At 50.6% G+C, this 14,243-nt stretch carries 13 protein-coding genes; 5 read left to right on the forward strand and 8 right to left on the reverse strand.

Annotated features, from left to right (window positions below; genetic code table 11):
• Positions 1-6: 6 nt before the first annotated feature.
• The 7 genes from EQV93_RS13930 to prfB all read right to left on the reverse strand — a co-directional run bounded on the left by EQV93_RS13930 (position 7) and on the right by prfB (position 6,817).
• Complete coding sequence (locus EQV93_RS13930) at positions 7-333, reverse strand: hypothetical protein (RefSeq protein WP_122782453.1); 327 nt, start codon at positions 331-333, stop codon at positions 7-9.
• Positions 330-1,247 carry an alpha/beta hydrolase gene (locus EQV93_RS13935; protein ID WP_240891761.1) on the reverse strand — a complete coding sequence of 306 codons (918 nt, stop codon included), beginning with the start codon at positions 1,245-1,247 and terminating at the stop codon, positions 330-332. The genes EQV93_RS13930 and EQV93_RS13935 overlap by 4 nt, the downstream gene beginning before the upstream one ends.
• 183 nt (positions 1,248-1,430) lie before the next feature.
• Positions 1,431-2,708 carry a flavohemoglobin expression-modulating QEGLA motif protein gene (locus tag EQV93_RS13940; protein ID WP_122782455.1) on the reverse strand — a complete coding sequence of 426 codons (1,278 nt, stop codon included), beginning with the start codon at positions 2,706-2,708 and terminating at the stop codon, positions 1,431-1,433.
• 23 nt (positions 2,709-2,731) lie between these two features.
• Entirely contained in the window at positions 2,732-3,280 is a 549-nt protein-coding gene (locus EQV93_RS13945; RefSeq protein WP_122782456.1) for a hypothetical protein, read from the reverse strand.
• Positions 3,281-3,292: 12 nt separating this feature from the next.
• Positions 3,293-4,009: a TetR/AcrR family transcriptional regulator gene (locus tag EQV93_RS13950; protein WP_146385317.1), complete on the reverse strand. Its 717-nt coding sequence runs from the start codon at positions 4,007-4,009 to the stop codon at positions 3,293-3,295.
• A gap of 95 nt (positions 4,010-4,104) precedes the next feature.
• Positions 4,105-5,607, reverse strand: coding sequence for a lysine--tRNA ligase (gene lysS, locus EQV93_RS13955; RefSeq protein ID WP_122782458.1), 1,503 nt, complete (start codon positions 5,605-5,607; stop codon positions 4,105-4,107).
• 114 nt (positions 5,608-5,721) lie between these two features.
• Positions 5,722-6,817 (reverse strand): peptide chain release factor 2 gene (gene prfB, locus EQV93_RS13960; RefSeq protein ID WP_122782459.1). Its coding sequence is split into 2 segments (ribosomal slippage): positions 5,722-6,744 and positions 6,746-6,817, totalling 1,095 coding nucleotides; the frame shifts between segments, so codons are not numbered across the junction.
• A 572-nt stretch (positions 6,818-7,389) separates the two neighbouring features.
• Here prfB and EQV93_RS13965 point away from each other — a divergent pair.
• From EQV93_RS13965 to EQV93_RS13985, 5 genes are all read left to right on the forward strand, one after another.
• Positions 7,390-7,758: a DUF3077 domain-containing protein gene (locus EQV93_RS13965; RefSeq protein WP_240891762.1), complete on the forward strand. Its 369-nt coding sequence runs from the start codon at positions 7,390-7,392 to the stop codon at positions 7,756-7,758.
• Between the two features lie 639 nt (positions 7,759-8,397).
• On the forward strand, positions 8,398-8,637 hold the full coding sequence (locus EQV93_RS13970; protein ID WP_240891763.1) for a hypothetical protein: 240 nt from the start codon (positions 8,398-8,400) through the stop codon (positions 8,635-8,637).
• Complete coding sequence (locus EQV93_RS13975) at positions 8,597-10,324, forward strand: B12-binding domain-containing radical SAM protein (RefSeq protein WP_240891764.1); 1,728 nt, start codon at positions 8,597-8,599, stop codon at positions 10,322-10,324. The genes EQV93_RS13970 and EQV93_RS13975 overlap by 41 nt, the downstream gene beginning before the upstream one ends.
• Before the next feature lie 23 nt (positions 10,325-10,347).
• Positions 10,348-11,196 carry a multinuclear nonheme iron-dependent oxidase gene (locus EQV93_RS13980; RefSeq protein WP_240891765.1) on the forward strand — a complete coding sequence of 283 codons (849 nt, stop codon included), beginning with the start codon at positions 10,348-10,350 and terminating at the stop codon, positions 11,194-11,196.
• A gap of 582 nt (positions 11,197-11,778) precedes the next feature.
• Positions 11,779-12,981 carry a hypothetical protein gene (locus EQV93_RS13985; RefSeq protein WP_240891766.1) on the forward strand — a complete coding sequence of 401 codons (1,203 nt, stop codon included), beginning with the start codon at positions 11,779-11,781 and terminating at the stop codon, positions 12,979-12,981.
• 230 nt (positions 12,982-13,211) lie between these two features.
• On the opposite strand, the gene EQV93_RS13990 is transcribed toward EQV93_RS13985, so the two are convergent.
• The gene (locus tag EQV93_RS13990; RefSeq protein WP_122782532.1) at positions 13,212-14,213 is read right to left on the reverse strand and encodes a response regulator; all 1,002 of its coding nucleotides are present in this window, start codon (positions 14,211-14,213) and stop codon (positions 13,212-13,214) included.
• Positions 14,214-14,243 lie beyond the last annotated feature (30 nt).

Below are 14,243 nucleotides of genomic sequence, written 5' to 3' on the forward strand. Positions count from 1 at the left end.
CTGCTTTTATTGAGACTGTTTAGGGGTTTCCTGACCCACACAGCGAACCGCCTGCTTCTTGTTGTTCACCAACACCCCCGTCAGGCCTTTTTGCTCGGTATCAAACAGCACGATAACCCCGTCAATGCATTGCGCCACTTCCTTGGCAGGGGTCAGCGACACTTTGTAGTCTTCGCCAGGGATGGTTTTGAGCATGGTGTAATCACTGAGCAACAACGCATCTTCGGGCTTGGCGAAGTGCAGGTAGCCGTAATACCACAGGCAACCAACCGTGCCGATGATGCTGCATATACCGGTGATGATCAGGGGAATAGCGTTACGCTCTTCACTCATTGCGGACTCTCTGGCTGGATCGCTTTATTGGAATTCAGGGGAGCTGGGTAATTGGGGATTTCTCCCAGTCGACGTACACCATCGAAATGCTGCGGGTCATCCAGATAGCGCAGCATCACCTGACGCCAGATGGGGTCGGCAAACGTCTGTACATGACCGCCGCGTGTCAGCTGCAGCACTTTGGGGGGCGGCGCCGCCTTATACAGTTGCAGACCATTGGAGAGCGGTACGATCGGGTCATCCAGACTGTGGAAGATCAGCATGGGCACACCCGTGACTTGCGGTATCGCATACACCGCGCTGTCGGCATCCGGCACCCACCACGACAACGGCACTTGCAGGGGCCAGGTCAACCACGACGTGCTCAAGGCGAACTGCCCTACTTCGCGGTAACTGGCGGGCACCCCATCGAGGATCATCGCTTTAATACGCTGGCGCTGTTCAGGATGCTGGCTCAAGTAATGCAGGCCCATCGCCCCGCCCAAACTTTGCCCCAGCACGATCAACGGCTGACCTTGAGCTTGAGGCTGTTGCTGCAACCATTTGAAAGCGGCATCGATGTCCTGATACACCGCTGGCAACGTGGGCGAGCCTTCGGACAGGCCGTAACCGCGATAATCAAGCATCAACACTTGATAGCCTTGCTCGGGTAACCAGGCGGTAGCGCCCAGGTGATAGGCCAGATTGCCGCCATTGCCATGCAAGTGCAGCACGGTGCCTTTAAGGGGCACGCCTTTTTTGACCGGTAGCCACCAACCGCTCAGGCGCGTGCCATCAGCGGCAGCCAGCGTGACCTCGCGATAGTCCAGACCGGCCGCAGCAGGCGTAATCGGCTGGCCAGGCTCAGGATAAAACAGCAGTGAGCTGCATCCGCTGAGGGCTAACAGCAGGCAGAGTGCAGCCAAGGTTTTCATCAATTGAATACTCGCGTGAGGATGGCATACCCCGTAGCAGCTGCCGCAGGCGGCGTCCGGCGACGGAGTCGTCGTGAAATCAAGCGGCGCGCAGCTTCAGGTTGACCGCAACCTGAGGGTTTACGATCGCTGCGCAATCGGACGCAGCCTTCGGCAGCTGCTACGAAACGAAGCAAGCAAACCTTAAAGAATGTTGGAATAGTCGGCCTCGATACGATCCAGGCTCAGGTGGTTGAGGAAGTTGGAGAAACACATCCAGGCCGAAAGCGCGTTCATGTCGCGGAACTGATCCGGCAAATACTTGGGCGCAACCACCAGCCCCTCATCGACCAACTGGCGCAAGGTTCGCATGTCTTCCAGTGTGGTCTTGCCGCAAAACAACAGCGGCACTTGCTCCAGTTTGCCTTTGCGCACGGCCAACTGAATGTAGTTGTAAACCATGATGAAGCCTTTGAGGTAGGACAAGTCTTTGGTGAATGGCAGGCCATTTGGCACCGATCCACGAAAAACTCGACTCGCATTGCCATAGCTTTGCGACATCTCGAAGCCTTGCTCGCGGAAGAACTGGTACACCTGCATAAAATCCGCGCCCTCCTCCACCATATGAATGGCACGCGTGCGGTTGGTCAATTTGCGAAGACGGCTGGGGTACGAGGCAAAGGTGATGACTTCCATGAGGATTGCCAAGCCTTCCTGAGTGACCGTGGACGACGGCGGCCCCTTGGACAAAAAGGTACAGATGGGCTGATTTTGCCCGTTTAACGTGGTGCCCACGTGCACCAGACCTTCGTGCACTTCCAGCGCTCGAACGTCACGCTCGTTGAACATCGCATCACTGCGAATTTTAATGTAGTCCGCACCCGCCGCAGCGTCCGCGACGATGCCATCCGATTCAAACACGCGAATGGTTTCTTCGGCCTCGCCAAACACTTTGTTCAAACGGGTTTGCAGCATGTTCACGGCATCTTTGGCGGTCAAGGTTTTAGCTTCGTCCTTGAGTGCACCATGCCCGTCAATGTTGTCCAGGTAATCCGACATCATCAGACCCAAATCAGCCAGCGTCGGGTCTCCGGCATGAAAGGCGTCGGATGCGGCGCCATACAACTCCTGGGAAATCAGCCCGAAGTCTTCAGTGCCTCGCGCTTCGAGCATGCGCACCACCATTCGGTACTCTTTGCACATACGTCGCATAATCTGCCCGACCGGGTTGAACTGACCCAGTTGGCGAGTGATGTCTCGTTCGATGTTCTGAAATTCGGATTTAACCGCCGCAGAATCAAACGACAGTGGCCGCCCTTGGTAATACTCGCGCGTGACGGCCGGCATCTCCTTGCCCTTGGACTTGAGAAAGCCCTGACGGATGCTGTCATCCCACTTCACCGCATCCAGAACACGGATAGGGGTTTGTGCCAGCACAATACGGTCTGACAGTGTGCGTATCGTGCGCTGGTAGTCGTCCACCCGCAGCTCCTTCAATAAATGGCTTACTTGGCCACGCGCTTATAGCGGGCCGCTTCGACAAAGACGTCGGAGTTGGCCGGGTCGTCCAGGTAGGCAAACACTTCGGCTGAGGGGCTTTGGATTACAGTCCCGGCGCCTTCGGCGGTTTCGACCGGCTCGCCACTCAACACCGACTGACCGATGGCCTGCTTGATTTGATCAAGGTCCAGATCGTAAATCACCAGCTCACCGTTATCGGTCAGTTCAAAACCGCTCAACGTGTAATGCCCCCCCAGTTTTGCCGGCAGCGCTGCCGAGGCATACCAACGACTGCCGTGGCGAGCGACGATAAACGGATAACGTTCGCGGACTTTGGGCTCACCCTTGGGATACGCAACCGCCTGATAGTGCGTTTTGTCGACGGCACTGATCTCAAGATTACGCGCCTGGCCCCAGGCATCCTTGCTGACCCACTTACCCAACAGCTGCTTTGGCGCCGGCTGTGCAATCAACGGCGCCTGACTAAAGGTCACCAGGCAACCGTTCAACATTAAAAACGACAATGCCATGAGCATTACGCGCCAAACTTTCATGCCTGCTTCCTTCTATAGAGCGGCCAACACCAAGTGCATGTAGCGCGTGAGAATAGCCAGCCGGTCATCATCCGCCTCGAGCTGCGCGCCATCCAGTAGCGCCTGATATTCCATCCGTCCGATAATCGCCGTCAACACTTTGGCATCCTGCTGAGGTTGCGTGGAGCCTAGCACCTCAAATATCTGGCCGGTGCCCTGCAGGAAAATTTGCTGGTGCGAACGCACCAGCGTGGCCAATCTCGGGTTGATTAACGCCGCCTGATGGAAGGCTTGCTCTGCCAATAAATAATCACGGCGGGTGATTAATTGATGCTGGAGGTACTCTGCAACCATCAAGGCAATTTCATCGGCCAGCGCAGCGCGTGATTGCGCACTGCCATTACCCTTGGCCACCAGTTCGCGCAGTTTGCCTTCTGTGCTTTCCCACAGTTTGGCCATGAAGGCTGCGCTGCGCTCCACGTACTGAGCGAACGTGTCGTTGAGCAGGTCGTCAATGTCTTTGAAGTAGTAAGTCGTTGCCGATAATGGCACCCCGGCTTCTGCGGCGACCGCCCGGTGCCGTACACCACGCACCCCGTCACGCACCACAATTCTCATGGCTGCATCGAGAATCAGTTGGCGGCGCTGCTCACTGCCCTGGCGGCTGGCCTTGCGCCCTTGGTATTGAACACTTTCGGCCACGGCCACCGCGACATCGACCGCACCTTCTGAAGACCTGACAAGGTTCACGATAAATTCCTTTTAAGGTTGAAAGTCATCCTGCAGCTACCGTTAAACAGGCAATAAAAAGCCGCCTTTAACGGCGGCTTCTTGATAGGGCAATGTTACGCCTGCGCACGCATGTGCGGAAACAGGATTACGTCACGAATCGAGGGGGAATTGGTCAGCAACATGACCAGACGGTCGATACCAATGCCTTCACCGGCGGTCGGTGGCATACCGTATTCCAGAGCACGTACAAAATCAGCGTCGTAGTGCATGGCTTCGTCGTCACCGGCGTCCTTGTCCGCAACCTGTGCCATGAAACGCTCAGCCTGGTCTTCTGCGTCGTTCAACTCGGAGTACGCGTTGGCAATTTCACGGCCACCAATGAACAGCTCAAAGCGATCGGTCACGTTCGGGTTGTCGTCGTTACGACGGGCCAGCGGCGACACTTCAAACGGATACTGAGTAATGAAGTGCGGCTGCTCCAGCTTGTGCTCGACCAGTTCTTCGAAAATCATCACCTGCAGCTTGCCCAGACCTTCAAAGCCCAGCACCTTGGCGCCGGCTTTCTTGGCAATGGCGCGAGCCTTGTCGATGTCGTTCAGGTCGTCAGCGGTCAGCTCAGGGTTGTACTTGAGGATCGAGTCGAACACTGAAAGACGCACGAACGGTTCGCCGAAGTGGAACACCTTGTCGCCGTACGGCACGTCGGTTGTGCCCAGAACCAGTTGCGCCAGTTCGCGGAACAACTCTTCGGTCAGGTCCATATTGTCTTCGTAATCGGCGTAAGCCTGATAGAACTCCAACATGGTGAATTCTGGGTTGTGACGAGTCGAAACGCCTTCGTTACGGAAGTTACGGTTGATCTCGAACACTTTCTCGAAACCACCGACAACCAGACGCTTGAGGAACAGTTCCGGCGCAATGCGCAGGTACATGTCCATATCAAGTGCATTGTGATGGGTTTCGAAAGGCTTGGCTGCCGCGCCGCCCGGAATGGTTTGCAGCATCGGCGTTTCAACTTCCAGGAAGTCGCGTGCCATCAGGAAGCTGCGGATGTGGGCAATGACTTGCGAGCGCACACGGAAGGTATGACGCACGTCTTCGTTAACGATCAGGTCAACGTAACGCTGACGATAGCGTTGCTCGGTGTCGGTCAGGCCGTGGTGCTTGTCCGGCAGCGGACGCAGCGACTTGGTCAGCAGGCGCACGCTGGTCATTTCAACGTACAGGTCGCCTTTACCGGAGCGGGCCAAGGTCCCTTCAGCGGCGATGATGTCGCCCAGGTCCCAGGTTTTGACTTCGGCCAGGGTTTCTTCCGGCAGGGTCTTGCGGTTGACATAGACCTGAATGCGGCCGGTCATGTCCTGAATCACCATGAACGAGCCACGGTTAAGCATGATGCGACCAGCAACCTTGACCGGGATCGCGGCTTCTGCCAGCTCTTCCTTGGTCGCTTCGGCGTACTGCTTCTGCAAGTCAGCGCAGTAGTTTTCACGGCGGAAGTCATTCGGGAAGGCATTGCCCTTGGCGCGCTGAGCTGCAAGTTTTTCCTTGCGCAGGGCGATCAGGGTGTTTTCTTCCTGTTGCAGGTCTTGCGGATCGAGTTGTTGGTCGCTCATAGCTTTAAAAATTCCGTCACAGTTCTGTTGCCCCCGCCTTGCGGCAGGGGGAAGCGGGCTTCAGCGCGCCCTGTAGGCATCGCGTCAGCTGCGCACTTGAAGGTGTTGCGCGACTTACAGCCCTTGTTTCAGGCTGGCTACCAGGTACTCGTCGATGTCGCCATCGAGAACCTTGTCGCAATCGCTGCGCTCAATATTGGTACGCAAATCTTTGATGCGCGAGGCGTCGAGAACATAAGAGCGGATCTGATGCCCCCAGCCGATATCACTTTTGGTGTCTTCCAGTGCTTGAGAAGCTGCATTGCGCTTCTGCACTTCTTGCTCATAAAGACGTGCACGCAACATTTTCATGGCGGTGTCTTTGTTTGCATGCTGCGAACGTTCGTTCTGGCAGCTCACCACGGTGTTGGTCGGAACGTGAGTAATACGCACGGCCGAGTCAGTGGTGTTTACGTGCTGACCACCTGCACCGGAGGAGCGATAGGTGTCGATCCGCAGGTCAGACGGGTTGATGTCGATTTCGATGTTGTCGTCGATTTCCGGCGAAACAAACACGGCCGAGAACGAGGTGTGACGACGGTTACCCGAGTCGTACGGGCTTTTACGAACCAGACGATGGACGCCAATTTCGGTGCGCAACCAACCAAACGCGTATTCGCCTTTGATATGGACGGTTGCACCTTTGATACCGGCGACTTCACCGGCGGACAATTCCATGATGGTGGCATCGAAGCCGCGCTTGTCGGCCCAGCGCAAATACATCCGCAACAGGATATTGGCCCAGTCTTGCGCTTCGGTGCCACCGGAACCTGCCTGGATGTCCAGGTAAGCGTTGTTGGCATCCATTTCACCGCTAAACATGCGGCGGAATTCGAGTTTTTCAAGGGCTTCGCGCAGACGTTCTACCTCAGCGGCAACGTCATCCACAGCGGCCTGATCTTCTTCCTCGGCGGCCATCAGCAACAGGTCTTTGGCGTCTGCCAGACCGGTGTGCATCTCATCGAGGGTTTCAACGATTTGCGCCAGCAAGGAGCGCTCGCGCCCCAGTTCCTGGGCATAAGAAGGGTTGTTCCAGACACTCGGATCTTCAAGCTCGCGATTGACTTCGGTCAGACGCTCATGCTTTTGATCGTAGTCAAAGATACCCCCGAATAGTTTCGGAGCGCTCTGACAGGTCCTTGATGCTGTTAAGGATCGGGTTGATTTCCATGACTGGCGGCACTCGTAGGCGATTTTTACAAAGCCGGGGAGTATACCGTAAACGTTGCTTATCAGCAGCCCGCTTGGCGGGGGGACGGGTGTTGATTTGATTGATGTTCCTATCCGGTGCGGTGAAGCTCAAAAGATCGCGAGCAAGCCTGAACCTAAAGAGGTGCAGTGCACGCTGAACCCGTAGCATTTACCGAGCGTTGCGAGGCTACGTTCAGCTGCGTGACGATAGCTTTTTGACGCATTCCGTCAGCAATTTCCACTTCCCAATGCAGGACACTTCCTAGAAGATTGCCCCCGCTCGTGAGTCGCTTGCGCCTTGGCAAAATCGGGGTTTAGTCTGCGCCCTTCGTTGAATCTTCAACGGACGGATGTGGAAGTCCGGTGTTAAAGGCGCATTAACCTGATTGAACTTTGTTTATCGAGTTCGAGTTATGGCGGTTGTGCGTAGGGCATCTTCGGGTGCGCCGGTTCTTTAGCCCGGTCTTCCACACCTGCGCACAGCTGCCACCTATCCATGTGGAAGTGGATAAAGCAGCTTTTCTAAATTTGCTAAAGGAAAAGTGACAACTTATGAAAAGGCCAGACTCTCAGCTCCCTACCACCGAAGCACTCCAAATCACTCAACAACGCATCCTCACAGCCCTTAACGCCTCTTCCCCCCAACTCGATTCAACCCTGCCCAACACTAGTCATCGCGCCTTTGGCCCTGTGGATTCGACCTTACAACCCATGTTCAGCCTGCGTGCCGGAATCAGTGCTCACGACGCCTTGATGCATGTGTCGCTGTTGCTGTTATGCGCAGAACAGACCAGTGATGAAATCACAGAACTGGGCAGTGGTGTGGAGCGCGGATTGATCTGGTCGATGGTGCACTCGGTCGAAATGGCCCGTGCGGTGGTGGATTCGATGCTGGAGGGTTCACAGCATCACGCTCTATAGACCCGATTCCATGGACTGATTAGCCAAGCCACTGGCAACGATGGCAAGCAGTTCAGGGAAAGAGTCCGTCAGCTTCTTTTAGTTCAGGCTTGACGGACTTCTCATTAGCGGGCATTTCACGACGACAACAAAAAAACTCACCCTAAAACCACCGTTCGTCCGACTTAAGAAAATATTCAGACTTTTAAAAAAACAAGCATCGAGAACGTCATTTACTAAAAAAACTTCACGCTTTTAATAAGTCCTTTTCTATCAACTGATTAAAAAAAACAACCAAACCTAATGCAAGTTATCTCCTACAAGCTCAAAAGAAACATCTTACAATCAGAACTACAAAAGCTTCACCCTATAAAAAATACTCGTTTGACATTCAAGAAATACAAAACTATAAAAATACGAACGCTAGACACACTCGCGTTTAAACGCGCATCACTTACTTCGCACTCAATATAAGGAGTAGCTCATTATGAACACAGAAGACGATATTGAAATTCTCGAAGACGTGGCCTCGGAGATTGAAACCCTTACAGCACTTGTAGAAACTGACTATGACGCTGTCGGCGGAAAGACCTCTCCAGAGTTTTAAATCACCTGCGATGCGAACCTTGCTCTAGCAAGGTTCGCACAAGGAGACATGCCATGCTCTTAAACTTGAAAAAGGAAGTCTTTTCGTATTCAAACTTAGGATTTTGTTTTTTTCACAACGGCAACCACTTATTAAAAATAAACAAGAAAACATTTTTAAACGCACTCAACCATCCGACTGAAGCCAAACGAATGATCGATCAATATCCTGCGTTTTTTACTGCCCCCTTTTCAGATGGCGATGGTAAAACTTATGAACAAAGTATCATCGATTTTTCAACCCTCCACGAGTGACTCTGGCAGGTTCACGCCTGAATTAAAAATCGCCTTGGTTGCCCTACCCTATGAAGAAGGTCCGCAGAGGATAATGCCATTAGGCCTACAGAACATATCTGCGTACATCAAGAAAAATATAAAACAGAAAAGTGCCATAAAGATATTTGATTACTCCAACCTCGAAAGCTCTGATACAGAACAGCTCGACGATCTCATTCTATGGAAACCTGACCTCATTGGCATTTCTATTTATAGCAGCCACGTCTGTGCAGCTATTCATTGGGGGCATACGATTCAACATTCACTCCCTGAGAGTTTTATATTTTGTGGAGGGCCGCACATCAGCCTTGCCGCAGAGGATTTTTTGATTAGAAGTCACCCCCTATTCAAACTGGCCATTCAAGGTGAAGGCGAATATCCAACCCGGCTGCTTATAGAACACTTCGATACCTTACCCCCTTCAAAAAAATCCGTAGAATACGACAACTGGGCAGAACACATACCGAATGCAGTGTGGATCAACTCGAAAGGCCAGATAAAAAGAAGTTCAGATAGACAATTACAACTCCCGCCTAACGAGTGGGAGAACCCATTATTAGAGTACCATTCTGAACGTTTACAAAACCTTTACTTCACAGATCGTCGGGATGGAAAAAAACGAAGGGCCATCGCACTCACGAGTAGTCGTGGTTGCCCATTAAGCTGTTCTTTCTGCGCGATTGTTGCTGCGGATAAAGAGGGTCCCAAATGGCGTGCCATTCAAGCTGAGACACTTGTTTCATGGATTGAAGAAGCTCTACACACTTATGACTTTCAACATGTCTACATAATGGATGCCAATTTTTTTGTAAAAAAAGAAAGAGTTTTGTCGTTCTCCAGAGGCTTGAACCGGTTAAGGGGCGGCACACTTACCTGGAGCAGCTCGTCCACCGTAGGTTATCTTTTAAAAATAAGAAACGAACTCCCGACACTCGTACTTCAGGGTTTACGTCTGGTTGAAATGGGTATAGAAGCAGGTTCCCAATCACAGCTGGACTACATGAACAAACGTGTTAGCGTGCAAAACAATATCGATGCCATTAAAGCATTACAGCTAAACAGTATTGACATCGGTTTGGATTTTATAATGTTTTACCATGACCAAAAACGACAAGAAATCATAGAAAATCTTATCTTTCTTGTCCGTGCAGGTGTCACTGAGCATGAATCATTTGACCACTATTTCAATATTATGATGCTTTATCCTGGCACACCGGTAAGACACAATTTGGAAAAAAGTATTGGTCAAGAGCTTACGCTCGATAAGCTACCGTTCACCAGAGACTACATCGATCACTACGACGTAAAGAAAATTTATTCCTCGTTCATAGATGACTTCGCCAAGCCTTGGCTAGGAAAATTGGAAGCTGCTATATCGTACAACTTAAGGGTGCTTTCGCAATCAAAAAACAAAGAACTCAACGCACAACTATCACTGATGAATATTTATTTAAGGCACATGCCCTTCATCGTTCTATGGGGATTAGCACATGCTAAAAACCATACTTCTATTGAAACTATTGTCCCTCAGTTTTCAATCTACACGCAGCACATAAATAGTCTTTTACTTGGCAAAGGAGATGCCGTTATCGAAAACAAAACAATAGAGACAGGCTCAACGGGTGTCGGAGGGCGTAGCGGAGAGCTCATCAGTAAAATTTCATAACTTAAATAAAAGAGGGTAAGCGCATGCGTACCAACACCATGCGGTTAGGCATTAGCGGTGACATAAAAAAATTAGCCAGCATTGCCAATGCAGTTACACAAGGACATAATCATCCTTTTCATAACATCCACCACTTCAGCCTAGGGTTAAGACCTTGGGACACACTGGATGAAACGCTTATCGATTTTTTAAAAAATCACAATATCAGCTTATCGGCGCACCCTACGGATATTAACTTTTCTGGACGACTCAATATTGCAGAACTTAAATTATTAAAAGAAAACCTTAAACTTTGGCCTGTCTTATACATCGAGGAAGATATGGGGCTGTGGCGTTCCGGAAAATTATTTCTAGGCGCACATCAGTTAAACCCGGTCATGAATGAAGCCTCTCTGCACTTAACAACAAGAAACATTATAGAGACTTCGGAAGTTTTAGAATTACCAATCACTATTGAAAACCCTCCCATCTACTATGAAGCTGGGCACCTCAATTTTTGGGACTATTATTATGAAATATGCACCCGATCAAAATGCCAAATGGCTTTTGATGTAGGTCATTACATGGGGTATTGCAAAAGCCAAAATCTATTATCTGCTAGCAGCCCTCCCCGCCACGAGCTTTGGAACCTCATAAAAACAGTGCACATATCCGGCGTAAAATCCTGGCACTGGAACCGTATACCCGTTTGGTTAGACCAACATGCCGATGAATTTAAAGCGCCTGCTCTAGATCTTTTAAAACAGTCCGTTGGGCAAGCCCATAATACGTTCAGCGTATTACTTGAAATGGAAGGATCGACAGCTTCAACGGAAGAGAAAAACATCAACCTTGTATCGACTTTATTAAAAGACTTTCTTTATCATGAGTAAATCAATAAGCAAAACCACTGAACTACTCAGCAAAATATACAGGCTTGAGAATATCAGACCTTCAGTCGCTCATTCGCCTCAAGACCCGCATCTTCTTTTCGAAAGCACACGAAGATTTCTGGATATTACTCGACACATTTACCGCCGATGGCCATACTCAGTTCCTTACATACTGGCTTTTGACCAAACCCACTTACTGACTCAAGTTTTCGAGCAATTCCCCTGGCGCGCACGTCATTGCAGTAATATAGCCATGGGGGCCCAGAAGCTTTTTCAAGAATCAGTCACTCTTTTGAGCAACCCCTTCTTTGCAGAGCTTCTTGAGTATGAAGACGCCCTAAACACGCAGATTCGCCTTTCTATTTCTTACACAACTGAACGGCCCACCAAAGGTCGATATTTAAAATTACCCTATGACCTTGAGTCCTTCTATATTAGTTTATTATTCTATGGCAGAGCCTCAGCACCAGCATTCTTATACCAACAACTAATCCCCGAGCCGGGGACAACATATAAATTACTATCATGATACAGGCCACCCGAATCATTGCCCGGTCTGACGCGATGTATTGCGGCGTCGCCATGGCTGTCACCATTCTGGAACTTGCTCTTATTGCGACTAATTCACAGCTGGGCGCTCACGCACTAGAGATGGCGCTATTATTACAACTCATCATTTCGGCGTCGTTAGAGTTTTACGCAGGTGCCGCATTAAATTTTTATATCGGCATGGCCAAAGCTATGCTAATGGGGTTCGCGCTTAAGCTGGGCAGCGCGATAAGCTTCCTGATAGGCTTTTGTTTATCTTACCAAGACATGATGACTCTCACATGGTGTTTCTTAGTGATGGCGTTTATTCTTGATGCTATCGGCACAGGGTGTCTGAAATCTACATTTCGCCCCACGTATAACAGAGTCCATTTAACCTTGACAGGGGAAAGCGCGAATTATGCAACTATCGCCTTTAGTTTTTTGACCCTACGTCTTCTATTACCTTTCATCCTGTTACTTTTAGCCAGTTATACATTGAGCTTTTGGCGTTCATCTCACGCAGCAGCGATGATTTTTTCAACGATCATCTTGTGCAGATCCATTCAACTTTTTTACGCTCATCACGACCTTAAACATATCCATGGCGCCTATACAAAAAAACAAAACATCCACATTCTCTCACTCCGTAGATTGCTCATGGTTTACCAACGAAACACGACTGCCTTTTATGGATTTTTAACCGGGAATTTGTTCGAATCAGTTATCCTAATGTACGCGATTGGGCTGCTTTACCAATACAAACACTACTTAAAACTACCCGAGTTTTTATCGTGGTTAGGCAGCTCAATGATTGCACTCACTCTGTATTTTATTTCCGTCATTGTTGGAGGCAGGATACTCATAAGACTCGCGGACAAATCACTGGCCAAATCATTATCTTTACTTTTTTTCAGCATGACACTTTCAAGCTCCCTCTGGTTAGTGTTCAGCACCTCCGACCTTAGCTTATTTTATGCACTGACGGCCTTTAGCTTTTCAGGCGTGATCATTGGATTAGTTTTAATGAGGCTCTCGACGAATTCAATTTTGAAAGTTACATCTGACGCTGAAGCTATAGACTTCTTCCTCTTGGTCGAAGTCATTACAACGATCCTCATCATTGTAATTGCCACCGCTGCCCTCTTAATTTTCGGCCCTGACGGTCTCCTCAAAGGCTTAGGACTGGGCATCACGCTTATCATGTTTATTTATTTTTTCCACTTATATGGAAAACCAGTCATCACGCCACCTTGATGCCTGTGTTGCTGTTATGCGCCAAGCAGACCAGTGATGATCACTGAGCTGAGGTGCACTCGCTCGAAATGGCCCGTGCGGTGGTGGATTCGATGCTGGATAGGGCGTCGCCTGTTTAAAGAGGCGACCTCGCAGGCGCTGCCAGAGGCTGAGATCTTTTGCTTTTAAAACCCAAAAGATCGCAGCCTTCGAGCCTCGACAGTACCTGCCAACCGTGTGTTTTGGCGTCGTTACTCAAGCCCTACCCGGTTACGCCCGTTTTTCTTGGCCAGGTACAGGCCCTTGTCTGCGGCTGAAATCAGCTCACGACAACTGCTTCCCTGCTGCGGGGTCACGGTCGACAAGCCAATGCTGATAGTCAGGTAGCAGCCTTCAGTCGGGGAGATATGCTGAATTTTCAACGCTTCTACAGCCTGACGCAGTTTTTCAGCAACCAAGCGAGCGCCGCCCTGAGAGGTGTTAGGCAGTACGAGGGCAAACTCTTCCCCGCCATAACGGGCCGGCAGGTCCGAAGGGCGACAACTGGCTTCACGGATCGCTGACGCGACTTTTCGCAGCGCCTCATCGCCCTCCAGATGACCAAACGTGTCGTTGAATGACTTGAAGTAGTCGACATCAATCATCAATAACGACATCTGCGTTTGCTCGCGCATGGCGCGGCGCCACTCCAGCTCCAGGTACTCATCAAAATGTCGACGATTGGACAGCCCGGTCAGGCCATCAGAGTTCATCAATCGTTGCAGAACCAGATTAGTGTCCAGCAGTTGTTGCTGGCTGACGCGCAGTGCGCGATAAGCCGCATCACGCTGCAACAAGGTCGTATAAGAGCGAGAGTGATAGCGAATACGCGCGACTAATTCGATGTTGTCGGGCAGTTTTACCAAGTAATCATTGGCGCCTGCCGCAAACGCAGCACTTTTGATCAGCGGATCTTCCTTGGTTGAGAGCACGATAATCGGAATGTTCTGCGTGGCCGGGTGGTTGCGGTATTCGCGCACCAGGGTCAGCCCGTCCAGGCCCGGCATGACCAGATCCTGCAAGATAACGGTTGGCTTTATCCGGATCGCTTGTGCGATAGCTTGGTGAGGGTCAGAGCAGAAGTGAAAATCGATATTTTGCTCAAGTGCCAGCCCACGACGCACGGCTTCACCGATCATCGCCTGATCGTCTACCAGCAACACCATGGCGGAATTTTCGTCAGTTTTAGTGTCGTCCAACTGTAAATCGCTCATGCGCTCACCTGAATTACTAGTCTCCAGCCA

Origin of the sequence: Pseudomonas sp. TMW22091 (assembly GCF_022496705.1) — a bacterium.
In the GTDB taxonomy this organism is placed as follows: domain Bacteria; phylum Pseudomonadota; class Gammaproteobacteria; order Pseudomonadales; family Pseudomonadaceae; genus Aquipseudomonas; species Aquipseudomonas saxonica.

Bases quoted from the DNA above. Each gene is read 5' to 3' on its own strand.
- EQV93_RS13935 (WP_240891761.1), bottom strand. From the start codon at position 1,247: ATGAAAACCTTGGCTGCACTCTGCCTGCTGTTAGCCCTCAGCGGATGC.
- EQV93_RS13930 (WP_122782453.1), bottom strand. From the start codon at position 333: ATGAGTGAAGAGCGTAACGCTATTCCCCTGATCATCACCGGTATATGC.
- lysS (WP_122782458.1), bottom strand. From the start codon at position 5,607: ATGAGCGACCAACAACTCGATCCGCAAGACCTGCAACAGGAAGAAAAC.
- EQV93_RS13980 (WP_240891765.1), top strand. From the start codon at position 10,348: ATGCGTACCAACACCATGCGGTTAGGCATTAGCGGTGACATAAAAAAA.
- EQV93_RS13970 (WP_240891763.1), top strand. From the start codon at position 8,398: ATGCTCTTAAACTTGAAAAAGGAAGTCTTTTCGTATTCAAACTTAGGA.
- EQV93_RS13990 (WP_122782532.1), bottom strand. From the start codon at position 14,213: ATGAGCGATTTACAGTTGGACGACACTAAAACTGACGAAAATTCCGCC.
- EQV93_RS13975 (WP_240891764.1), top strand. From the start codon at position 8,597: ATGAACAAAGTATCATCGATTTTTCAACCCTCCACGAGTGACTCTGGC.
- EQV93_RS13945 (WP_122782456.1), bottom strand. From the start codon at position 3,280: ATGAAAGTTTGGCGCGTAATGCTCATGGCATTGTCGTTTTTAATGTTG.
- EQV93_RS13985 (WP_240891766.1), top strand. From the start codon at position 11,779: ATGGCTGTCACCATTCTGGAACTTGCTCTTATTGCGACTAATTCACAG.
- EQV93_RS13965 (WP_240891762.1), top strand. From the start codon at position 7,390: ATGAAAAGGCCAGACTCTCAGCTCCCTACCACCGAAGCACTCCAAATC.